This is a genomic window from Pseudomonas sp. ATCC PTA-122608, from assembly GCF_001952855.1.
GTDB lineage: Bacteria > Pseudomonadota > Gammaproteobacteria > Pseudomonadales > Pseudomonadaceae > Aquipseudomonas.
The window spans coordinates 1-20,424 of record NZ_LPNO01000020.1 but is presented as its reverse complement, the minus strand read 5'-3'; the positions used below and the strand labels follow the sequence as shown (position 1 = coordinate 20,424).

Sequence of the window (20,424 nt, the reverse complement as noted above, 5' to 3'; positions counted from 1 at the left end):
GTCACGGCGCGGCCATGTCCATCCCGCACAACAACAAAAAAGGGGATAACACCATGCGTATCGAAGTGCTTGTGGACGTGAAGACCACCCTGGGCGAAGGCCCGGTGTGGGACGTCGAACAACAACGGTTGTACTGGATCGACAGCGCCGACGGCCGAATCCTGCGCTGCACCGATGATGGCCGCGAACTGCGCGCCTGGGACGTGGGCCAGAAAATCGGCTCCATGGCCCTGCGGCATAGCGGCGAGCAAGCCATCGTCGCCCTGCAAAACGGCGTGCATCTGCTCGACCTGAACAGCGGCGAACAGACGCTGGTCATCGACCCGGAACCCGCACTGCCCAACAACCGCCTCAACGACGGCAAGGTCGACCGCCAGGGCCGCTTTGTCTTCGGCTCCATGGACACCCTCGAAGACAGCGCCAGCGCCAAACTTTACCGCCTCGACGCGGACCTGAGCCTGCACACCCTGGACGAAGGCATCATCGTGTCCAACGGCCCGTGCTGGAGCCCGTCGGGCGACACCTTGTACTTTTGCGACACCTGGTCCGGCGAGATCTGGGCCTATGACTACGACCTCGCCACGGGGGCCGTGAGCAATCGACGCACCTTCGCCAAGGTCGACACCAGCAGCGGTGGCGCCGCCGACGGCTGCACCGTGGATGCCGAAGGCTGCCTGTGGCAGGCGCTGGTCTACGCCGGGAAACTGGTGCGCTACACACCCGATGGCCAGGTCGACCGGATCATCCAGATGCCGGTGAAAAAGGTCACCAGCCTGACCTTTGGCGGGCCGAACCTGGACACCCTGTTTGTCACCTCCATGGCCAAGCCGCCGTTGCCGCGTTTCCCGGCCGACGGTCAGCAGCGCGGGGCGCTTTTTGCGATCACCGGGCTGGGCGTGCAAGGAATAGCCGAGCGACGGTTCGCCAGCTAGCGCGTTTTTTTCAACAAGGCACATTCCTTCCGCAACCTTGTGTCAGTGCGCGCCCTCGCGCGCCTGGAGAAACCCATGGCAACCTTGAAAAAAGCCTCGCTGCGCAGTATCCACCGGCACTCCTGGGTGTCGTTGCTGGTGTGCTGGATGATCTGGATCCTCAACGCCTACGACCGTGAGATCGTGCTGCGCCTGGGGCCGACCATCTCCAAGCATTTCGATTTGTCGGCCGATCAGTGGGGCACCATGGCCACGGTGATCATGCTCGCCCTGGCCCTGTTGGATATTCCCGGATCGATGTGGAGTGACCGCTACGGCGGTGGCTGGAAGCGCGCGCGATTCCAGGTGCCGCTGGTGCTGGGCTACACGGCGATCTCGTTTCTCTCCGGGTTCAAGGCTCTCAGCGGCAACCTCGCGACCTTTATTGCACTGCGGGTTGGCGTCAACCTTGGCGCAGGCTGGGGCGAGCCGGTGGGCGTGAGTAACACCGCCGAATGGTGGCCGGTGGAGCGTCGTGGTTTTGCCCTCGGCGCGCACCACACCGGTTACCCGATCGGCGCCATGCTCAGTGGCATCGTCGCCAGCTTTGTCATCAGCACCTTTGGAGAAGACAACTGGCGCTACGTGTTCTTCTTCGCGTTTGTGGTGGCGTTGCCGTTGATGATTTTCTGGGCGCGGTATTCCACTGCCGAACGCATCACCGCGCTGTACGTGGACATCGCCGCCAAGGGCATGACTCCGCCGGACAACGCACCCGCCAGCCAAGTGAAGGGCCACGCGTGGCGCACGTTTATCGCCACGTTGCGCAATCGCAATATCGCCCTGACGGCGGGCAACACGATGCTGACCCAGGTGGTGTACATGGGCGTCAACATCGTGCTGCCAGCCTACCTGTACAACATCGCCGGATTGTCCCTGGCCGAGTCGGCGGGGATGAGCGTGGTGTTCACCTTGACCGGGATTCTCGGGCAACTGGTGTGGCCGTCGCTGTCGGACATCATTGGCCGGCGCGTCACCCTGATCATCTGCGGCGTGTGGATGGCCGCCAGTGTCGGCGCGTTTTACTTCGCCAACACCCTGACCCTGATCATCGTCGTGCAACTGCTGTTCGGCCTGGTGGCCAACGCGGTGTGGCCGATCTACTACGCGGTGGCTTGCGACTCGGCCGAGCCGTCGGCGACTTCCACCGCCAACGGCATCATCACCACCGCGATGTTTATCGGCGGCGGCCTGGCGCCGGTGCTGATGGGCAGCCTGATTGCCATGGGCGGCGGCTGGACCACCTTGCACGGCTACACGGTGTGCTTCTTCGTAATGGCCGGTTGTGCCCTGGGCGGGGCGCTGCTGCAACTGTTTTCCCATCGCCCGCCGGCGCTGGTTGCGCAACTCGAATCCTAGAACAACACCGATGCGTCCCCCAGCCGTTGCGCTGGCGGGGCGCCAAGAGGAATTGCCCGATGAAGACTGCCAACACTGCCCGTGAACCACGGGAGTTGAACAAACTGATGTTCGTCAAGTTGATGCCCTTGCTGATCATCGCCTACGTGCTGAGCTTTCTGGACCGCACCAACATCGCCCTGGCCAAGCATCACCTGGATGTTGACCTGGGGATTTCAGCGGCGGCTTACGGCCTGGGCGCGGGGTTGTTTTTCCTGACCTATGCGCTGTCGGAAATCCCCAGCAACCTGATCATGCACAAGGTCGGCGCGCGGTTCTGGATTGCCCGGATCATGGTGACCTGGGGTTTGATTTCAGCGGCCATGGCGTTCGTCCAGGGTGAGACTTCGTTCTATGTCTTGCGGCTGCTGCTGGGCATTGCCGAAGCCGGTCTGTTTCCCGGGGTGATGCTGTACCTCACCTACTGGTTCAACCGCGAGCAACGGGCGCGGGCCACCGGGTATTTTCTGCTCGGCGTGTGTTTTGCCAACATCATCGGCGGCCCGGTGGGCGCGGCGTTGATGCGCATGGATGGAATCCTCGGTTGGCACGGCTGGCAGTGGATGTTCCTGCTCGAAGGCCTGCCGGCGGTCGCGTTTGCCTGGGTGGTGTGGCGCAAGTTGCCGGACCGTCCGAGCAAGGCGCCGTGGCTCTCGGCCGAAGAGGCGCGCGGGATTGAACAGCGCATCGCGATGGAGACCGAAGAGGGCGCAGGCGAGGGCGGGCATTCCCTGAAAAACTGGCTGACCCCGCAAATCCTGCTGGCGATCTTTGTGTATTTTTGCCATCAGATCACCATTTACACGGTGATCTTTTTCCTGCCGAGCATCATCAGCAAGTACGGTGAATTGAGCACCATGAGCGTCGGCTTGCTGACCTCATTACCGTGGATTGCCGCAGCAGCCGGCGCGGTGTTGCTGCCGCGTTTTGCGACCACGCCCACCCGTGCCCGGCGGCTGTTGATTACCGGCTTGCTGACCATGGCGTTGGGGTTGGGTATTGCCTCGGTGTCCGGGCCGGTGTTCAGTCTGCTGGGCTTCTGTGTGTCGGCGGTGATGTTCTTTGTGGTGCAGTCGATCATCTTTCTCTACCCGGCTTCACGCCTCAAGGGCGTGGCACTGGCGGGCGGGCTGGGCTTCGTCAACGCCTGCGGGTTGCTCGGCGGGTTTGTCGGGCCATCGGTGATGGGCGCGATCGAAATGAGCACTGGCAATGCCATGAACGGCTTGAAAGTGATTGCCGTGGTGCTGGTGGTGGCTGCGTTGGCCGCCTTGCGTTTGCGCCAGGGGCAGGAGCCCGATCACACCAGCAATGAGGTCGGAAACCCCGAGGCCAGCACCAGATAAGCCACGACGGCCGCCAGGCATAAACCGACAAATACCCGCAACAGTGTCCTGGCGGTAGGGTGAACGACGAATTTGATGGCCCAGAGCAAAATCCCGGCGAGCAGGATGCTCAAGGCAGAAATGACCAGCACGATGGTGTTCTCACAAGCCTTGGAAGCTGCTTTATAGTCCCAAAGGCCCGTGTTGAACAGTGTGCGCATAGACGCAGGGCCCCGGGTGTTTCTAAACTGCGGCTTATCCAGGGCAGTGGGGCGAGCGCCGATGAATCGCAATGAATTACGCAAGGCCGACATCAACTTGATGGTGGTCTTTGAAACCTTGATGCTCGAGCGCAATGTGACCCGGGTGGCGGAGAAGCTGTTTCTCGGCCAACCCACCATCAGTTCGGCCCTCAATCGCCTGCGCACGCTGTTCAACGACCCGCTGTTCATTCGCGTCGGCCATCGCATGGAGCCCACCGCGCGGGCCGAGGAAATCATCAAGCACCTGTCGCCGGCCCTCGACTCATTGTCGTCGGCTCTGAGCCTGACCCACGACTTCGACCCGTCCATCAGCACCATGACCTTTCGCATCGGCCTGTCCGATGACGTCGAGTTCGGCCTGCTGCCGCCGTTGCTACGGGCGTTGCGCCAGGAAGCACCGCAGGTGGTGTTCGTGGTGCAGCATGTGGACTACTGGCGCATCCCCGACCTGTTGGCTTCCGGCGATATCACCGTCGGCATCACCCAGACCCGCGGCCTGCCGGCGAATGCCAAGCGCAAGCTGTTGCGGCATATCCGGCCTTGTCTGCTGCGGGCGGACGCCTCGGACAAACCCCTGACCCTCGATGAATACTGCGCACGGCCCCATGTGCTGGTGTCCCACACCGCCAACGTGTCCGGGTTTGCCGATGAATGGCTGGCGGAGATCGGTCGCAAACGCCACGTGGTGCTTTCGGTGCCGCAATACAGCGCGCTGCCGGCGCTGCTCGCCGGCACCGACATGATTGCCAGCCTGCCGGACTACACTGCCCAGGCCATGGCTGCCGGGGGGAATCTGTTCTGCGAGCCGTTCCCGTTCGAAACCCCGACCCTGGACTTGTCCATGGTCTGGCTCAGTCACGTGGACACCGACCCGGCGGAACGCTGGGTGCGTTCGCGGCTGGAGGCGTTCATGAGCGAGCGGGACATGCTGCCGGTAGTCGTACCCAAATCTTGAGATAGACCTTTCAGGGAGATCCACCCATGACCCCATCCCGGTCCTTGCTGCGTGGGCGCGGCAGTCATGACAGCGGCAAGGTTGGTATGGTCGAGTTGTTCTTCGACCTGGTGTTCGTGTTCGCCGTGACCCAGTTGTCCCATTCGCTGCTCGCGCACCTGTCCATCGGCGGCGCGGTGCAAGTGGCGTTGATGATGGTCGCGGTGTGGTGGGTGTGGATCTTCACCTCCTGGGTCACCAACTGGCTCGACCCGGAAAAAATCCCGATTCGCATCGGCCTGTTCGGCTTGATGGTGGCGGGCCTGCTGTTGTCCTCGTCGATTCCCAAGGCGTTTACCGACCGTGGCCTGCTGTTCGCCGGCGCCTATGTGTTCATGCAGGTTGGACGCACGCTGTTTGCCTTGTGGGCGGTGCGCGGCGAGTCGCTGAACATGACTCGCAACTTCCAGCGGATCCTGGCATGGATGCTGCTTTCCGGGGTGTTCTGGATCACCGGCGCGCTGCTCGAAGGCGAACAGCGTTTGGGCTTCTGGGCCCTGGCGTTGGTGATCGAGTTGGTTTCCCCGTCGGTGTATTTCTGGGTACCGGGGCTTGGGCCCTCGACGCTGTCGGACTGGAATGTGGAAGGCAACCACATGGCCGAACGCTGCGGCCTGTTTGTGATCATCGCCTTGGGTGAGTCGTTGCTGGTGACCGGCGCGACCTTCGCTGAATTGCCCTGGAGCGTGGAAGGGCTGGCGGCTTTCCTGGTGGCGGTGGTGGGCAGCATCGCCCTGTGGTGGATCTATTTCGACAGCGGCGCCGAGCGTGCCCACCACCGTATCGCCAGTTCTGCCGACCCCGGCCGTCAGGCGCGGATTGCTTACACCTACCTGCATGTATTGATCGTCGCCGGGATTATCGTCAGCGCAGTGGCCGACGAACTGGTGCTGGTGCACCCGGGGCACGCCAGCCAGGCCGGCGTGGTGGCGATTATCGCCGGCCCGTGGTTGTTTCTGCTGGGCAGCGCGCTGTTCAAGTGGGTGATGAGCGACCGGCCGTTGCCGCCTTTTTCCCACCTGGGCGGGCTGTTGATGTTGTTGGTGTTATTGCCGCTGGGATTGCAGCAGCTGTTTTCGGCGTTGGTGCTGGGCGCGCTGACTTCGGCAGTATTAGTGATCGTGGCGTTCTGGGAAAATCGTTCGCTGCGCAGCGTGACTGAAGTTTCACAGTGAAAGCAGTCTGGTTCAGCTTGGCCGCGTGCTATATGTATGACTCTTTTCCTACAACAATTCGGAGCCTTTCATGCCGCATCTGCATCTGGAATACACCGCCAACCTCACAGAACTGGCCGTTGAGAAAACCTTGTTGCGGCTCAACAACGTGCTGATGGCGTCCGGGCAGTTCGGTTCCGAGTTCGATATCAAAAGCCGGGCGCTGAAGGTGGAGACGTTCCAGGTCGGCACGTCCTTGAGCCCGCGGGCGTTTATCGCGGTGAAACTGTCGCTGCTCAGCGGGCGCTCACCGCAGGTCAAGAAACAGTTGTCGGAAAGCCTGCTGGCAGCGCTGCAGGACCTGGGCGATTGGCCTGCAGATTTGCAGGTTCAGCTAAGCGTCCTGTTGGTAGACATGGACCGCGAGTCCTACAGCAAAGTCACCATCGGCTAACTACTGTAGGAGCGAGCTTGCTCGCGAAAAACTAACAGACGACGCGGGAATCCTGAATGCCCGTGTCATCGTTAACGTTCTTCGCGAGCAAGCTCGCTCCTACAAAAAAGTTATAGCAACCCCTGATCCGCGCACACCTTCACCACCTGCTCCCTGAACCACGTGTTGGCGCTGTCCTGCTCGCTGTGTTCATTCCACTGCATATCCAGGGTAAACCCCGGCAACCCGTTCGGCGCTTCGCAATGGCCGAACACCGCCTTGTCTGCCAGCAGCTTCTGCACCCGACGGGGCAGGGTGACGATAAAGTCGGTGCCGGTGATCATCTTCAGCGCCGCGCTGTAGCTGTTGGCCCGGGCGATCACCTGGCGTTTGTGGGACTGGCGCGCGAGCCAGCCATCGATCATGTTGGTGTCGGAACTCCAGGGCGTCGGGAACACATGGCGCCGGGCGACAAAGGATTGCAGGCTGAACGCCGGCTCCCGGGGCGCCGAGTGCTTGTCGAACACGCACACCAGGTCGTCCTCCAGCAGCATCTGGGTCTTGATGTCCTTGTGCTCGCGATGAAAGTGCGGCCCGAAGCAGATCACCAGGTCCAGGCGCCCGTCGCGCAAGGCTTCGGCCGGGATCTCGGTTTCGAGCTTCTGCACATTGACGATCACCGGCAGGTCGGCGTGATCGAAGTTTTTCAGCAGGCGCGGCAGGATCAGTTGCTCGAAGTATTCGGGGGCGCAGACGCTGAAGGTCACGGCCTTCTGGGTGGGGTCGAAAGCTTGGCTGCCGGCATGGCACAGGTTGATGCTTTCGAGGATTTTCTGCACATGCCCGTACATGGTGGCGGCTTTGTACGTAGGACGCATGCCCGCCCGGGTGTTGATAAACAACTCGTCTTCAAAGCTGGTGCGCAGCTTCTTCAAGCTGTAGCTCACGGTGGACTGGCTGACGAACAGCGTTTCGGAGACCTCAGTGACGCTGCTTTGATCGTAAACAGCGACAAACACCATCAGGTCCTGCATATCGAGCTTTCTTAGCAAGTTGCTGTTTAGCATCCGTTCCGTCCGCAAGCGCTTTGTACCGAACTCGGTACAAGACAATACAAAATGTTAACGGAACGTTCGTGCCAATAGAAAGCGCTGTCGGACCTTTCTATGTTTAAGGTGGGACAAATAATGTTTACAACACGACGTCAGCGAATATGCCGCGCGTAATACCGCGGGTCGAAGCGCAGCAGGATCAGCAACATCACCACGACGACGGCCGTCAGTGACCACCAGGCCCACTCGAAGCTGCCCAGTTGGTCGCGGATCATCCCGGCAATCAGCGGCGAAAGACCGGCGATCAAGTAGCCGATGCCCTGCACAAAGGCAGTCAGGCCGCCGGCGCGGCGTGGGTTGTCGAGGTGGTCGAGGGACAGGATCAGGCTCATCGGAAACAACCCGCCAATCCCCAGGCCCAGCAGGCACGGCCACAGCAGGCTCAGGTGTTGCGGGCTGAGGATCAGGCCGCAGAAGCCGGCGATGATCAGCACCAGCAGCACCGCGACCACGCCGCGCTTGTCTTGGCGGCGGTTGGCGATGGCCGGGGTGACCAGGCCGGAGACCACTTCCATGGCCGTCAGAAAGCCCAGCAACAGGCCGGCATTCTGCTCGCTCCAGCCCAACTCCACGTAGTACGGCGCCAGCCAGGCCAGCACGCAGGTGTAGGCGGCGGTGCCGAGGCCGAAAAAGATCGCCAGCAGCCAGGCCCGGCGATTGCCGAAGAACGACTCCTGTTGGCCCGCGCCGGCTTGGGGCAGTGGCGGCAACACTGAGCGTTGGGCGTACCAGAACACCAGCGCCAACACGGCGAGAGCCGCCCAGATCGCCAGGCCAATGCGCCAGCTGCCGGTTTGCACCTGGATGAACGGTGAGAACGAAGCAGCCAGGGCTGCGCCGCCCATGATCGCGGTGACGTACAGGCCCATGAACAGTGAAACGTTGTCGCTGAAGCGCGACTTGATCAAGGCGGGCATCAGCGCCTGGATCATCGCGATGCCTACGCCGGCGGCGATGGCGCTGAGGATCAGCTCAACCGCCGAGTCCAGGAACAACCGGGAGACGGTGGCCAGGCCGATCACCACCAGCGACAGCACAATGCTGCGATGCTCGCCGAACCGTTTGGCCACGCCCATGCCAAAAAACATCGCCAGGCCCATGGCCATGACCGGCAGCATGGTCAGCAGGGAGGCGGTGCTGAAACTCAGGGGCACCTCTTCGCGGATCGACGACAACAACGGGCCGACGGCTGCCATTGAAGGGCGCAGGTTGAGAGCGACCAGCACGACGCTGATCATCAGCCAAAGGGCGGTGGCGGGTTTTGCGCGGACGTTTTCCATGGGCAGGCCTTGAACTGACAAGGGCAGTATTAGGCCGGGCGTGGAGGAGGGGGGCAAATGAGAAAGTCGTTGGGGCTATTGAAAAAATGCGGGTGGGCTTTTTGTGCCAAGGATTCTTGTGGTGAGGAGAGCTTTTGTGGCGAGGGAGCTTGCTCCCGCTGGGCTGCGCAGCGGCCCCAAGATTTTTGAGAGCGCTTCGCACTCTAGCGGGAGCAAGCTCCCTCGCCACAGTGCTGTCTGGTGGTTTTCAGACCGCCCGAATCACATGCTTGATCTCCTGAAACGCCTGCAACCCCCACGGCCCCAGTTCCCGGCCAATACTGCTCTGCTTGTAACCACCCCACGCCGTTTGCGGGAAGATCACCTGCGGCGCATTGATCCACACCAAGCCCACCTGCAGCGCATTGGCCACCCGCTCAGCCGCTTCCAGGTTGCTGCTCAGCACACTGGCGACCAGGCCAAACTCGCTGTCATTGGCCAGCGCCACCGCCTCGGCCTCATTGGCAAAACTTCGCACACATAGCACCGGGCCGAAGATTTCTTCGTTCCACAACGCGCTGTCCAGCGGCACCTCGGTGAAGAGCGTCGGGCGAATGAAATAACCGTGAGGCAAATCCGCCGGGCGCCCGCCGCCACACAGCAACTTCGCGCCGGCTTGCACGCCACGCTCGATATGCCCCAGCACCCGCTCGTACTGCGCACGGTTGACCAGCGCACCCATTTCCACGTCTTCGGCAAACGGGTCTGCCACGCGAATATTCTCGGCCTTGGCCTGTAAGCGAGTCAGAAACTCGTCCGCCAATTCGTCGGCGACCAACACCCGGCTGGTGGCGGAGCACATTTGCCCGGCGTTGAAGAAACCACCGCCGCAGGCCAGTTCCACGGCCAGGTCGAGGTCGGCATCCGCCAGCACCAGCAACGACGATTTTCCACCCAGTTCCAGGCTCACGCCCTTGACCGTTTCGGCGGCGCGTTGCATTACCTGCACGCCCACGGCATTGCTGCCGGTGAAGGAGATTTTCGCGATCCGCGGGTCAGCCGCCATTGGCGCGCCCACTGCCAGGCCAGTGCCGCAGACCAGGTTGAACACACCGGCAGGCAGCCCTACCGAGGCGATGATCCTGGCCAGTTCCAGCTCCGCCAACGGTGTGACTTCCGAAGGCTTGAGCACCACGCAGCAACCGGCCGCCAGCGCCGGGGCGAGTTTCCAGGCGGTGGTCACCATCGGGAAATTCCACGGCACGATCAGGCCCACCACGCCGCAGGGTTCACGGCGTACGCGGGCGCTGAAATCCTCAGTGGGCAGTGCCACCGGACGGTCCTGGATGGCGTCCATTTCGTCCGCCACACCGGCGTAATACTCAAACGTGGCGATCACGTCGTCCACGTCAATGCCTGCCTCAAACAGCGGCTTGCCGTTGTTGCTCGATTGCAGGTGCATCAGGTGATCACGCTGGGTGCTTACGCCCTCGGCGATCTTGCGCAAAAGGGCGGCGCGGTCGCGGCCGGTGCTTTTTGACCAGTTCGGGAATGCGGCGCTGGCGGCACTGACGGCCTCACTCACGGCGCCTGCATCACCCACGTTTACGTGAGCCAACGTGGCCTCGGTCGCCGGGTTGATCACGTCCAACACGTCATGGCCCGCACGCCACACGCCATTGATATACAGCCCGTTCAAGACCGCGCTCATACCGCCACCGCCTTCATCCAAAGTCCCTGGTCGATTTCAATCAGCGTCGGCCCCTGGCGATCCGTGGCGGCGCGCAATGCGCTACGCAGTTCTTCAACACCGTGCACGGCCTGGGCAGCGCAGCCCAGTGCCTTGGCCACGCCGATAAAATCCGGGGTGTAAATGTCCACGCCCACCGGCTCGATGGCGCGGTTGACCATGTATTTCTTGATCTCCTCATAGCCCTGGTTATTCCACAGCAGCACGATCACCGGCGTGCGCGCTTCCACGGCGCTGGCCAGTTCCGGCAGGGTGAATTGCAGGCCGCCGTCGCCGATCAGGCACACCACCGGTGCGCCGTTGCCGCGCCCCAGCCACGCACCGATGGCCGCCGGCAAGGCGTAGCCGAGGGTGCCGTAGCCGGTGGAGGAGTTGAACCAGCGACGCGGGTGGTCGAGGTTCAGGGTCAGGTTGCCGGTGTACACCGGTTGGGTGGAGTCGCCTACCAGTACGGCGTCGGGCAACTCATTCAATACCGTGTTGAGGAACAGGGTTTGCGCGCGGGTGGCGGCGTCCCAGGTGGGTTCCAGTTCGCTCCACAGGCGGGCGACGCGATGTGCGCCCCAGTTGCTGTCGCGGGCGGCCAAAGGCTTGTTGCCCAGTTCGGCAAGCAAGGCTCGAGCAGCGATTTGCGCGTCAGCCACCAGCGCGACGTGCGGTGGGTAGTTACGTACGGTCTGGTCGGAATCAATGTCGATACGCAGCAGGGCACCGGGAATTTCGAAGCCGCCGGCGAAGGTCACGTCGTAGTCGGTTTCTGCCAGCTCAGTGCCGATCGCCAGTACTACGTCTGCCTCGGCGACCAAGGCGCGGGTGGCGACCAGGGTTTGGGTCGAGCCGATCAGCAGCGGGTGGTTGGACGCCAGCATGCCCTTGGCATTGATGGTCAGCGCTACAGGCGCGCCGAGGGCTTCGGCCAGTTGCGTCAACTCGGCTGCTGCGTCGATGGCGCCACCACCGGCAAGGATCAACGGACGTTTTGCCGCCGCCAGCAACTGGCTCATCTGCTTGACCGCCGACGGCGCAGCACCGGCGCGGGAAACACTGATGGGCTCGCTGCCGAGCAATGCGTCGGCGTTTTCCACCAGCACATCCAGCGGGATTTCGATATGCACCGGGCGCGGTCGCCCGGCCTGGAACAGTGCAAACGCCCGGGCCAACACACCGGGTAATTCGGCCGCCGACATCAAGGTATGGGAAAACGCCGCCACGCCCGCGATCATCGCGCTCTGGTTCGGCAGCTCATGCAGCTTGCCGCGCCCGCCGCCCAGCTGACTGCGGGACTGCACGCTGGAAATCACCAGCATCGGGATCGAGTCGGCGTAGGCCTGGCCCATGGCGGTGGTGATATTGGTCATGCCGGGGCCAGTGATGATGAAGCACACGCCAGGCTTGCCGCTGGTGCGCGCGTAGCCGTCGGCCATGAAACCGGCGCCCTGTTCGTGGCGCGGGGTGACGTGGCGGATGCTTGAGCGCGCCAGGCCCCGGTAGAGTTCCACGGTGTGCACGCCGGGGATGCCGAACACCTGGTCCACGCCGTAGCCTTCCAGCAGGTTGACCAATACTTCGCCGCAGGTCGCCATTGTCGTCGCTCTTATTGTTGATAAAGGCCCGTATTGGAACGGCTGGCCCGTAGCGGCAACAATCGATAAAAAGTCATACTAGCCATGTCCTCACGTCATGGCTGCGCCCTTATGAAACGCCTACCGCCGTTGCCGGCCTTGCACACCTTTTGGGTCACGGCCCAGTGCTGCAACTTCACCCGTGCCGCCGAGCAATTGCACATCACCCAGGGGGCGGTGAGCCGGCAGATTGCCGGGCTGGAAAGTCATCTGGGCTATGCGCTGTTCCAGCGCCAGGCCCGTGGCTTGAGCCTGACCGAGGAGGGCCGTGAATGGTCGCTGCGGGCGCAGCAGGTGTTCGGCCTGATCGGTGACGCGGTGGAGCAGATCGGCACCCGCCGCGAGACCTTGCAGCTCAAGGCTTCCACCTGCGTGATGCGCTGGCTGTTACCGCGCTTGATGCAGTGGCAGCAAGAGCGCCCGGACGTGCCGGTGGAACTGACCACCACTGTGGCCTACACCGTCGACTTTCGCCGCGAGCAGTTCGATGCCGCGGTGATCTACGCACCGATTGCCGAGCAGTCGGCCCAGGCCCGGCATTTGTTTGATGAGCGACTGACGCCAGTGTGCGCACCGGCCTTGCTCGGTGGTTTGCACACGCCCGCAGACTTGCAGCAACAGGTGCTGCTGCACCCTACGCGGGATGAACGGGATTGGGCATTGTGGTTGAAGGCGGCGAATACACGTTTGAGCAATCTTGCCCAGGGGCATCATTTTGAAACGCTGGATCTGGCGATGACAGTGGCGTCCCAAGGTTCGGGCGTGGCGATTGGCGACAGCGCGCTGATTGGCGAGGATCTCAAGGCGGGGCGGTTGGCGACACCGTTTGAACTGCGGGTGCCGACGGGGATGGGGTATTACCTGGTGTACCCGCCGGGGACGGAGCCCTCGGCGGGGTTGGAGCAGCTTATGGATTGGTTGGTGAGCCAGGCGCAGTCGCCGTCACAATGAAGATCAAAATGTGGGAGCGGGCTTGCTCGCGAAGGCGCCGTGTCAGCCAATACATCTGTTGACTGAAACACCGCCTTCGCGAGCAAGCCCGCTCCCACATTTTAGTGTGCGTCAGGCTTAATAACCGACCGTAAACCGCTGGCGCGAATGCTTCGGCGTTTCCACTTCATCAATCAGCGCAATCGCAAAGTCGGCAAAGCTGATCCAGCTGCGGCCTTCGCTGCTCACCAGCAATTCATCCTGGCCCAGGCGGAATTTTCCGGTGCGCGCGGTCTCGGTGAACTCCGCCGAAGGCGAAAGGAAGGTCCAGTCCAGGTCTTTTTCCTGACGCAAGGTGTCGAGGAAAATACTGCCGGCGCTGGCTTCGGTTTTGTATTCCTCGGGGAAGCCCGGGCTGTCGATGACCTTGGTGCCGCCCGACAACAGCAACGAACCGGCACCGCCCACCACCAGCAGGCGCTTCACGCCGGCTTTTTTCACCGGGTTGATCATCGCTTCAGGCGGCAGGGTGGCGAAGTGCGCAGCACTGATTACCACGTCGTTGCCGCTGATGGCCTGTTCCAGCGCCTGGGCATCCAGCGCATCCACTTGCTTGAGGGTGACCCCTGGGCGCACGCCAATCTTGTCGGTATTCCGTGCGATGGCCGTGACGGTGTGCCCGCGACGCAACGCTTCTTCCAGCAGTTGGCTACCGGCACGACCGGTGGCACCAATGATTGCGATCTTGCTCATGACGTTCTCCAGTACGGTTAAGGGTTGAATCAATTCACCACTGCATTTCGCCCTTGGCGACTTTGGCGCCCAGTTCCAGGGTGCTTTCGTCGCCCAGGTTTGGGTAACGCTTTTTCATCGCCGCGATCAGGGCGGCAGAGTCCTTGGCCTTGGCGGTTTCTTCGTCAAACGCCTTGATGTAGTCGGCGGTGAACGCCACGGATTTGAGCGACGGTGTGCCCAGGTAGTGACCCGGAATCACGGTGCGCGGTTTCAAGTCCTGGATACGTTGCAGGGTTGCCAGCCAATCGGTGTGGGACTTCGCGGTCTGCGTGTCGGCCATCCACACATGGATGTTCTCGGAGACGACCACGCCACCGACGACTGCCTTGATCGACGGGATCCACACAAAGGTGCGGTCCGGTTGTGCGCCGTCCAGACCGATCACTTCCAGTTGCTTGCCTTCGAGGGTCAGGCTGTGGCCTTCAAGTACCTGCGGGATGACAGCTTTGGCAGGCTTGTCGGCCCCCAGTTTCGGGCCCCAGAACGCCAGTTTGTGTTCAACGGTGGCCTTGATGTGGTCGACCACCGGCTGCGGCGCCAGGACTTTGGCCTGGGGGAAGGCGGCGGTCAGGGTGTCGAGGCCGAAGTAGTAGTCCGGGTCGCCGTGGCTGATGTAGATGGTCGTCAGGCGCTTGCCGCTGGCGCGGATTTTTTGCACCAGTTGCTCGGCCTGGGTCTTGCCGAATTGGGCGTCCACCAGGATCGCGTCTTTGTCGCCGCTGACCAGTACCGAAGTGACCGGCATCATCGCGGTCTCGCCCGGGTTGTAGGCATCCAGGGTCAGGTCGGCAGCCGTGGCGTGGGCGGCGAAAGCCAGGGTGGCGGCGGCCAGGGCCACGCGCTTGAGCGGGGAGAATCCAAACATGTGCTGCTCCAGTCATCGGTAAGGTGTGGACAGAGCTTAGTTGCACCAAACGCTACAAAAAATGCGATGCTTGGACATAGTTTGTTTCTAAAAGCGGGCAAATCATGGATCGTCTTCAAGCAATGCGCGTGTTTGTGGCCGTGGTGGACTTGGGCAGCCAGTCCGCAGCGGCCGACCATCTGGACTTATCACGCCCGGTGGTATCGCGCTACCTGGCGGAGCTGGAAGACTGGGTCGGCGCGCGGCTGATGCACCGCACCACGCGCAAACTCAGCCTGACCGCCGCCGGCAGCGAAACCTTGCCCCGTTGCCGGCAGATGCTGGAGTTGTGCAGCGACATGCAGGCCGCCGTCAGTGAGCCGGACGAAGCGCCCCGTGGCCTGCTGCGCCTGAGCGTCAGCACCTCCTTCGGCCAGGCGCAGTTGGCCGATGCCATGGCCGAATACGTCAAGCGCTACCCGCTGGTCAGCATCGACATGCAGATGCTCGATCGCACAGTGAACCTGGTGGACGAACGTATCGACCTGGCGATCCGCACCAGCTTTGAACTGGACCCCAACCTGATCGCCCGCCGCCTCACGTTGTGCCGTTCGGTGATCTGCGCATCGCCCGCTTACCTGCTGGAGCATCCGCAGCCCCGGCGGGTCCAGGACCTGGCCCGGCACAATTGCCTGACCCACTCCTACTTCGGCAAAAGCCTGTGGCACTTCGTGGAAAACGGCGAGCCGGTGTCGGTGCCGGTGCAGGGCAATATCAGTGCGAATGAGGCGAGCACCTTATTGCGGGTGACGCTGGCGGGGGCAGGGGTGTCGCGGTTGCCGAGTTATCAGGCCGGCGACTACATCCGCAGCGGCGAGCTGATCCGCCTGCTGCCCGAGGCCGAGCCGCAGCAGATGAACATCTACGCGGTGTACGCCTCGCGCAAGCACATGCCGTCGGCGCTGCGCAGCTTGCTGGATTTTTTGGTGTTGAGGTTTCCGGAGGAGCCAGTGTGGGACGTCGGTCTCTGAGCCGACATAAACATGTCGAATATCGTCCGATAATGGCGACTTGCCCCAGTTGACCTATGCTTATCAAAGCACCTTCTTGATCGGATCAGAGGTCAGCATCATGTCGATCAAAACAAGAAAGTACCTGATGATTTTCACCCTGTGCGCCGCCGCCACAGCGCTCTACGGCACTGCCGCCTACCGCGTCGAACAGGCACGCATGCAGCCGAGCTACGCCTCCAGCTGCAATCACGGTCAATGCGTTGGCCACATGGCCGCCTTCAGTTCGCTGCGCTAGCGTCCTGGTCGGCTTTCAACTGCTCCCGAAACGCTTTCGGAGAGAACCCGACGCGACGGCGAAACAGCCGCGAGAAGTTGGTCGGGTCAGAAAAGCCCAATACCTCAGACATCTCATTGATGGTCATGCTGGTGTAAGTCAGCAGGCGCTTGGCTTCCAGCAATTGGCGGTCGTGCATGATCTGCAACGCGGGCTGCCCGCCCAACTCCCGACATGTACCGTTCAGGTGTGAGACCGAGATCCCGAGCTTGTGGGCCAGGTCTTCGATTTTCGGGTGTTCGCGGTAATGCTGTTCCACCAACTGGGTGAACCGGCGGAAATATTCGCGGCCCCGGGGCGCCCGTGGATGCCGGCGCTGGATGGCCTGTCGGCTGATCCAAACCAGCAGCACACTGACCAGCGCGTGCATCATCATGTCCCGTGCCGGTTGATCGCTGGCGTACTCGTCCTGCAACCGCGCAAAGAGGCTGTTGAGGTAGTCACTGTCGTTGCCGGCAGGGTAGCTGCCCAGGGCATTCAGGCCATCCAGCGCCGCGCCCAGTTGCCCCTGCAGGTGCGCCATCAACGGCGCGGCCAGGGTCACCACAAAGCCTTCGACGTTTTCGGAAAACCGAAAACCATGCACGCACAACGGCGGCAGCACCTGCAGCGTCGCTTCGCTCAGGGTGCTGCGCTGGCCTTCAATTTCCAGTTGCGCCTGGCCCTTGTGCACGTAGAGCAATTGGCACAGGTCCGCATGCCGGTGGGGCTGGATTTCCCACTGGTACTCACGGCTGCGCCGGGAGATGGTTTCGCAGTGCAACAAATCCGGGGTCGGCCATTGCTGGCTCTCACCGTAGAGTTTGAATACTGGAATCGCGGCACTGGCAGTTTTGGTCATGGCTTCATCCGATACTTCGGGATAATTGTGCGGTAATCGCCCCAATTGGCGAAAAGCGCAGCTTTGGGCTCAGTTTTCACCTTCTTATGCCGGGCACTCAAGTGAAAAATGTCAGCAACACCTTCAATGACAACTCTTTCACCGGATACGTTCGGGTGAAGCTTGCGGGCCATAAAAATAATGAAAACGCTGAAAACCCAAGTCGCCATCATCGGCGCCGGCCCGTCGGGGCTGTTGCTCGGGCAACTGCTGCACAACGCCGGGATTGAAACCCTGATTCTAGAGCGCCAGACCCCGGATTACGTGCAAGGTCGCATCCGTGCCGGGGTGCTGGAGCAAGGCATGGTCGACCTGTTGCGCCAGGCCGGCGTCAGTGCGCGGATGGATGCCGAAGGCCTGGTACATGATGGCTTTGAGCTTGCACTGAACGGGCAACTGACCCACATCGACCTTAAGGCGCTGACCGGCGGCAAGACGGTGATGATCTACGGCCAGACCGAAGTCACCCGCGACCTGATGGCCGCGCGCCAGGCCAGCGGCGCCACTACTGTGTACGGAGCCAGCAATGTGCAGCCTCATGATCTGAAAAGCGCAGAGCCGTGGCTGAGCTTCGAGCATGAAGGTGAACAGTATCGGCTGGACTGCGATTACATCGCCGGCTGTGACGGTTTTCACGGTGTGGCGCGTCAGTCGATTCCCGCTGAGGCATTGAAGGTCTTCGAACGTGTCTATCCGTTCGGCTGGCTCGGCATTCTTGCCGACACCCCGCCGATCCACGATGAACTGGTGTACGCCAAGCACGAGCGCGGTTTTGCCCTGTGCAGCATGCGCTCACCGACCCGCAGCCGCTATTACCTGCAAGTGCCGGCCGATGAGTCGGTTGGCGACTGGTCCGATGAGCGCTTCTGGGATGAACTGAAAACCCGCCTGCCTACGTCGTTGATCGAGCAACTGGTGACGGGCCCGTCCATCGAAAAGAGCATCGCACCACTGCGCAGCTTTGTGGTGGAGCCAATGCAATACGGCCGCCTGTTCCTGCTGGGCGACGCCGCGCACATCGTGCCGCCCACCGGCGCCAAGGGCTTGAACCTGGCGGCCAGCGATGTCAGCACCTTGTTCACTATTTTGCTCAAGGTGTACCGCGAGGGCCGAGTGGAATTGCTGGAGAAATACTCGCAGATTTGCCTGCGGCGGATCTGGAAGGCCGAACGGTTTTCCTGGTGGATGACCTCGATGTTGCACCAATTCCCGGAGGCCGACGGCTTCAGCCAGCGCATTGCCCAGAGCGAACTGGAGTACTTCGTCGACTCCGAGGCCGGGCGTAAAACCATTGCAGAAAATTACGTCGGGCTTCCTTATGAGGCTATCGAATAGCCAGCTATCTAGTACACTGACGAGCATTCCCGCGGGCCTCCTTTTCCCGTGGGGCTTGCTCGCAGGTTCTGCCGTGACCAACCTCAATCAGCCCGCCACACCCGCTATTCGCAGTGTCCTTGTCGCCTTGATGATGGCGATCTTTCTCGGGGCCCTGGACCAGACCATCGTTGCTGTGTCCATGCCGGCGATTTCCGCCCAGTTCCATGACGTCAACCTGCTGGCCTGGGTGATCTCGGGCTACATGGTGGCGATGACCGTGGCGGTGCCGATCTACGGCAAGCTCGGCGACTTGTACGGGCGCCGGCCGATGATGCTGATCGGCATGGGCCTGTTCACCCTTGCTTCGCTGTTCTGCGGCATGGCCCAGAGCATGGAGCAGCTGGTGCTGGCGCGGATCCTCCAGGGCATTGGTGCCGGTGGGATGATTTCGGTCAGCCAGGCGATTATCGGTGACATCATTCCGCCCCGTGAGCGTGGGCGTTACCAGGGTTACTTCAGCAGCATGTACGCGGTGGCGAGCGTGGCCGGCCCGGTGTTGGGTGGTTACATGACCGAGTACCTGTCGTGGCGCTGGGTGTTCCTGATTAACCTGCCGCTGGGCGCGGGTGCCTGGTGGGTGGCCCATCGCACGTTGGTGGGGCTGCCGGTGCCGCAGCGCAAGCCGGTGATCGACTATCTCGGCACTGTGTTGATGATCGTCGGTTTGACGGCGCTGTTGCTGGGCATTACCGAAATTGGCCAGGGGCATCATTGGCGTGACGATGAAGTGCTGGGGTTGTTGGTTTGCGCGTTGGTGGCGTTGACGGTGTTTGTGTGGCACGAGCGCCGGGCGCGGGAGCCGTTGTTGCCGATGCACTTGTTTGCCAACCGCAGTGCGGTGTTGTGTTGGTGCACGATTTTCTTCACTAGTTTCCAGGCGATTTCCCTCACGGTGTTGATGCCGCTGCGTTACCAGACTGTGACCGGTTCCGGTGCTGACAGTGCCGCTTTGCACTTGCTGCCGCTGGCGATGGGGTTGCCGATGGGGGCGTATTTTGCCGGGCGTATGACTTCGGTGACTGGACGCTATAAGCCGATGATTCTGATGGGTGCTTTCCTGAGTCCGATCGCGATTCTGGGCATGGCGCTCAGTGCGCCGCAGGCTGTGGCAGTGACCAGTTTGTTTATGTTGCTGTGTGGGATTGCCGCCGGGATGCAGTTTCCGACTTCGCTGGTGGGGACGCAAAATTCGGTGGAGCAGCGGGATATTGGGGTGGCTACCAGCACCACGAATCTGTTTCGTTCCCTGGGCGGTGCGGTCGGGGTGGCGTGTATGTCGGCGCTGTTGTTGGCGTTGTTGCAGGACTCCAGTTTTGCGCACCTGGCCAGTGGGGCGTTGGTGGCTGAGGGGAGTTCCGGGAATGTGCTGTTGGATGGTTTGAATGCGGCGCCTGGGCCGGCGCAGGATGCGTTGCGGGGGGAGCTGCTTGTGACCTTCAGGCATTTGTTGATGGTGAGTGCGGGGGTTTCGTTGTTGGGGTTGGCGGCGGCGATTGCGATGCCTAATCGGGTGTTGCGGGGGCGGGAAGATAAGGCCAGGTAGTTTTGTGTACATATCCGTTGCTGCGGTACCGGCCGCCTATGGTTCCGCTCTTACAGCGGAGAGTGTCAGATTTTTTGTGTTCGGGCCGGTTACGGCCTGCCGTCAGGCAGGCCTAGCTTTACCAGGTCGGCCTGATAAATCGATCTCCGTACAGAATCGCAAATTGATTCATCGCGCYCTTCCAATCATGAGCTGCACTGCCCCAATTCGCGGTGATATTTCGCAATGCCAGCCAGATTAGCTTTGTCGCGGACTCATCCGTTGGGAAGTGGCCTCGCGTCTTGATGATCTTGCGCAACTGGGCATTGATACTCTCGATGGCGTTGGTTGTGTAGATCACTTTGCGTATCGCCGGGGGAAACACGAAGAACGGTATAACTCGATCCCAAGCACGTCTCCAAGCTGATACGACTGTCGGATATTGCTT

Annotated in this window: 20 protein-coding genes; 11 read left to right on the top strand and 9 right to left on the bottom strand. The window is 61.7% G+C overall.

The genetic code is table 11. From position 1 onward, the window contains the following. Positions 1 to 53 precede the first annotated feature (53 nt). From AU074_RS18285 to AU074_RS18275, 3 genes are all read left to right on the top strand, one after another. Entirely contained in the window at positions 54 to 932 is an 879-nt protein-coding gene (locus tag AU074_RS18285) for an SMP-30/gluconolactonase/LRE family protein (RefSeq protein WP_076016005.1), read from the top strand. A 75-nt stretch (positions 933 to 1,007) separates the two neighbouring features. After that, complete coding sequence (locus AU074_RS18280) at positions 1,008 to 2,330, top strand: MFS transporter (RefSeq protein ID WP_076015909.1); 1,323 nt, start codon at positions 1,008 to 1,010, stop codon at positions 2,328 to 2,330. A 59-nt stretch (positions 2,331 to 2,389) separates the two neighbouring features. Then, positions 2,390 to 3,715, top strand: coding sequence for an MFS transporter (locus AU074_RS18275; protein WP_076015908.1), 1,326 nt, complete (start codon positions 2,390 to 2,392; stop codon positions 3,713 to 3,715). On the opposite strand, the gene AU074_RS34065 is transcribed toward AU074_RS18275, so the two are convergent. Next, the gene (locus AU074_RS34065; RefSeq protein ID WP_076015907.1) at positions 3,670 to 3,915 is read right to left on the bottom strand and encodes a hypothetical protein; all 246 of its coding nucleotides are present in this window, start codon (positions 3,913 to 3,915) and stop codon (positions 3,670 to 3,672) included. The two genes, AU074_RS18275 and AU074_RS34065, sit on opposite strands and share 46 nt — an antisense overlap. 61 nt (positions 3,916 to 3,976) lie before the next feature. Between AU074_RS34065 and AU074_RS18265 the strand changes: the two genes are divergently transcribed. From AU074_RS18265 to AU074_RS18255, 3 genes are all read left to right on the top strand, one after another. Next, positions 3,977 to 4,912, top strand: a complete 936-nt coding sequence (locus AU074_RS18265; RefSeq protein ID WP_076015906.1) for a LysR substrate-binding domain-containing protein — start codon at positions 3,977 to 3,979, stop codon at positions 4,910 to 4,912. Between the two features lie 26 nt (positions 4,913 to 4,938). Further along, positions 4,939 to 6,126, top strand: a complete 1,188-nt coding sequence (locus tag AU074_RS18260; RefSeq protein WP_076015905.1) for a low temperature requirement protein A — start codon at positions 4,939 to 4,941, stop codon at positions 6,124 to 6,126. Positions 6,127 to 6,196: 70 nt separating this feature from the next. Beyond that, complete coding sequence (locus AU074_RS18255; RefSeq protein ID WP_076015904.1) at positions 6,197 to 6,559, top strand: 5-carboxymethyl-2-hydroxymuconate Delta-isomerase; 363 nt, start codon at positions 6,197 to 6,199, stop codon at positions 6,557 to 6,559. 110 nt (positions 6,560 to 6,669) lie between these two features. Here AU074_RS18255 and AU074_RS18250 read toward each other — a convergent pair whose 3' ends face one another. From AU074_RS18250 to AU074_RS18235, 4 genes are all read right to left on the bottom strand, one after another. Beyond that, positions 6,670 to 7,605, bottom strand: coding sequence for a LysR family transcriptional regulator (locus AU074_RS18250; protein ID WP_076015903.1), 936 nt, complete (start codon positions 7,603 to 7,605; stop codon positions 6,670 to 6,672). A gap of 137 nt (positions 7,606 to 7,742) precedes the next feature. Further along, positions 7,743 to 8,930, bottom strand: coding sequence for a cyanate transporter (locus AU074_RS18245; RefSeq protein WP_076015902.1), 1,188 nt, complete (start codon positions 8,928 to 8,930; stop codon positions 7,743 to 7,745). A 247-nt stretch (positions 8,931 to 9,177) separates the two neighbouring features. Next, entirely contained in the window at positions 9,178 to 10,620 is a 1,443-nt protein-coding gene (locus tag AU074_RS18240) for an aldehyde dehydrogenase family protein (protein ID WP_076015901.1), read from the bottom strand. Then, positions 10,617 to 12,242: a 5-guanidino-2-oxopentanoate decarboxylase gene (locus AU074_RS18235; protein ID WP_076015900.1), complete on the bottom strand. Its 1,626-nt coding sequence runs from the start codon at positions 12,240 to 12,242 to the stop codon at positions 10,617 to 10,619. The genes AU074_RS18240 and AU074_RS18235 overlap by 4 nt, the downstream gene beginning before the upstream one ends. 111 nt (positions 12,243 to 12,353) lie before the next feature. Between AU074_RS18235 and AU074_RS18230 the strand changes: the two genes are divergently transcribed. After that, a complete protein-coding gene (locus AU074_RS18230) occupies positions 12,354 to 13,232 on the top strand; it encodes a LysR substrate-binding domain-containing protein (RefSeq protein ID WP_076015899.1) in 879 nt (292 codons plus the stop codon). Positions 13,233 to 13,349: 117 nt separating this feature from the next. Here the strand turns inward: AU074_RS18230 and AU074_RS18225 are convergent, their stop codons facing one another. Together AU074_RS18225 and AU074_RS18220 are read right to left on the bottom strand one after the other, a co-directional pair. Continuing rightward, on the bottom strand, positions 13,350 to 13,964 hold the full coding sequence (locus AU074_RS18225) for an NAD(P)-dependent oxidoreductase (protein ID WP_076015898.1): 615 nt from the start codon (positions 13,962 to 13,964) through the stop codon (positions 13,350 to 13,352). Between the two features lie 34 nt (positions 13,965 to 13,998). Continuing rightward, positions 13,999 to 14,871: an MBL fold metallo-hydrolase gene (locus AU074_RS18220; RefSeq protein ID WP_076015897.1), complete on the bottom strand. Its 873-nt coding sequence runs from the start codon at positions 14,869 to 14,871 to the stop codon at positions 13,999 to 14,001. Between the two features lie 104 nt (positions 14,872 to 14,975). Between AU074_RS18220 and AU074_RS18215 the strand changes: the two genes are divergently transcribed. Both AU074_RS18215 and AU074_RS34190 read left to right on the top strand, forming a co-directional pair. Next, the gene (locus AU074_RS18215; RefSeq protein WP_076015896.1) at positions 14,976 to 15,881 is read left to right on the top strand and encodes a LysR family transcriptional regulator; all 906 of its coding nucleotides are present in this window, start codon (positions 14,976 to 14,978) and stop codon (positions 15,879 to 15,881) included. A gap of 100 nt (positions 15,882 to 15,981) precedes the next feature. Further along, complete coding sequence (locus tag AU074_RS34190) at positions 15,982 to 16,158, top strand: hypothetical protein (protein WP_167662732.1); 177 nt, start codon at positions 15,982 to 15,984, stop codon at positions 16,156 to 16,158. On the opposite strand, the gene AU074_RS18205 is transcribed toward AU074_RS34190, so the two are convergent. Continuing rightward, positions 16,142 to 17,038: a helix-turn-helix domain-containing protein gene (locus AU074_RS18205; protein WP_076015894.1), complete on the bottom strand. Its 897-nt coding sequence runs from the start codon at positions 17,036 to 17,038 to the stop codon at positions 16,142 to 16,144. The two genes, AU074_RS34190 and AU074_RS18205, sit on opposite strands and share 17 nt — an antisense overlap. Positions 17,039 to 17,227: 189 nt before the next feature. Here AU074_RS18205 and pobA point away from each other — a divergent pair, with 189 nt between their 5' ends. Together pobA and AU074_RS18195 are read left to right on the top strand one after the other, a co-directional pair. Then, positions 17,228 to 18,412, top strand: coding sequence for a 4-hydroxybenzoate 3-monooxygenase (pobA, locus tag AU074_RS18200; RefSeq protein WP_173860392.1), 1,185 nt, complete (start codon positions 17,228 to 17,230; stop codon positions 18,410 to 18,412). A 73-nt stretch (positions 18,413 to 18,485) separates the two neighbouring features. Continuing rightward, on the top strand, positions 18,486 to 19,997 hold the full coding sequence (locus AU074_RS18195; RefSeq protein ID WP_076015892.1) for an MDR family MFS transporter: 1,512 nt from the start codon (positions 18,486 to 18,488) through the stop codon (positions 19,995 to 19,997). Between the two features lie 118 nt (positions 19,998 to 20,115). Here AU074_RS18195 and AU074_RS18190 read toward each other — a convergent pair. Then, the coding region (locus AU074_RS18190; RefSeq protein WP_143503605.1) for a transposase at positions 20,116 to 20,424 on the bottom strand (309 nt) is incomplete at its 5' end.

Coding starts and splice junctions, on each gene's coding strand:
- AU074_RS18285 (WP_076016005.1), top strand. CDS start 54: ATGCGTATCGAAGTGCTTGTGGACGTGAAGACCACCCTGGGCGAAGGC.
- AU074_RS18280 (WP_076015909.1), top strand. CDS start 1,008: ATGGCAACCTTGAAAAAAGCCTCGCTGCGCAGTATCCACCGGCACTCC.
- AU074_RS18275 (WP_076015908.1), top strand. CDS start 2,390: ATGAAGACTGCCAACACTGCCCGTGAACCACGGGAGTTGAACAAACTG.
- AU074_RS34065 (WP_076015907.1), bottom strand. CDS start 3,915: ATGCGCACACTGTTCAACACGGGCCTTTGGGACTATAAAGCAGCTTCC.
- AU074_RS18265 (WP_076015906.1), top strand. CDS start 3,977: ATGAATCGCAATGAATTACGCAAGGCCGACATCAACTTGATGGTGGTC.
- AU074_RS18260 (WP_076015905.1), top strand. CDS start 4,939: ATGACCCCATCCCGGTCCTTGCTGCGTGGGCGCGGCAGTCATGACAGC.
- AU074_RS18255 (WP_076015904.1), top strand. CDS start 6,197: ATGCCGCATCTGCATCTGGAATACACCGCCAACCTCACAGAACTGGCC.
- AU074_RS18250 (WP_076015903.1), bottom strand. CDS start 7,605: ATGCTAAACAGCAACTTGCTAAGAAAGCTCGATATGCAGGACCTGATG.
- AU074_RS18245 (WP_076015902.1), bottom strand. CDS start 8,930: ATGGAAAACGTCCGCGCAAAACCCGCCACCGCCCTTTGGCTGATGATC.
- AU074_RS18240 (WP_076015901.1), bottom strand. CDS start 10,620: ATGAGCGCGGTCTTGAACGGGCTGTATATCAATGGCGTGTGGCGTGCG.
- AU074_RS18235 (WP_076015900.1), bottom strand. CDS start 12,242: ATGGCGACCTGCGGCGAAGTATTGGTCAACCTGCTGGAAGGCTACGGC.
- AU074_RS18230 (WP_076015899.1), top strand. CDS start 12,354: ATGAAACGCCTACCGCCGTTGCCGGCCTTGCACACCTTTTGGGTCACG.
- AU074_RS18225 (WP_076015898.1), bottom strand. CDS start 13,964: ATGAGCAAGATCGCAATCATTGGTGCCACCGGTCGTGCCGGTAGCCAA.
- AU074_RS18220 (WP_076015897.1), bottom strand. CDS start 14,871: ATGTTTGGATTCTCCCCGCTCAAGCGCGTGGCCCTGGCCGCCGCCACC.
- AU074_RS18215 (WP_076015896.1), top strand. CDS start 14,976: ATGGATCGTCTTCAAGCAATGCGCGTGTTTGTGGCCGTGGTGGACTTG.
- AU074_RS34190 (WP_167662732.1), top strand. CDS start 15,982: ATGTCGATCAAAACAAGAAAGTACCTGATGATTTTCACCCTGTGCGCC.
- AU074_RS18205 (WP_076015894.1), bottom strand. CDS start 17,038: ATGACCAAAACTGCCAGTGCCGCGATTCCAGTATTCAAACTCTACGGT.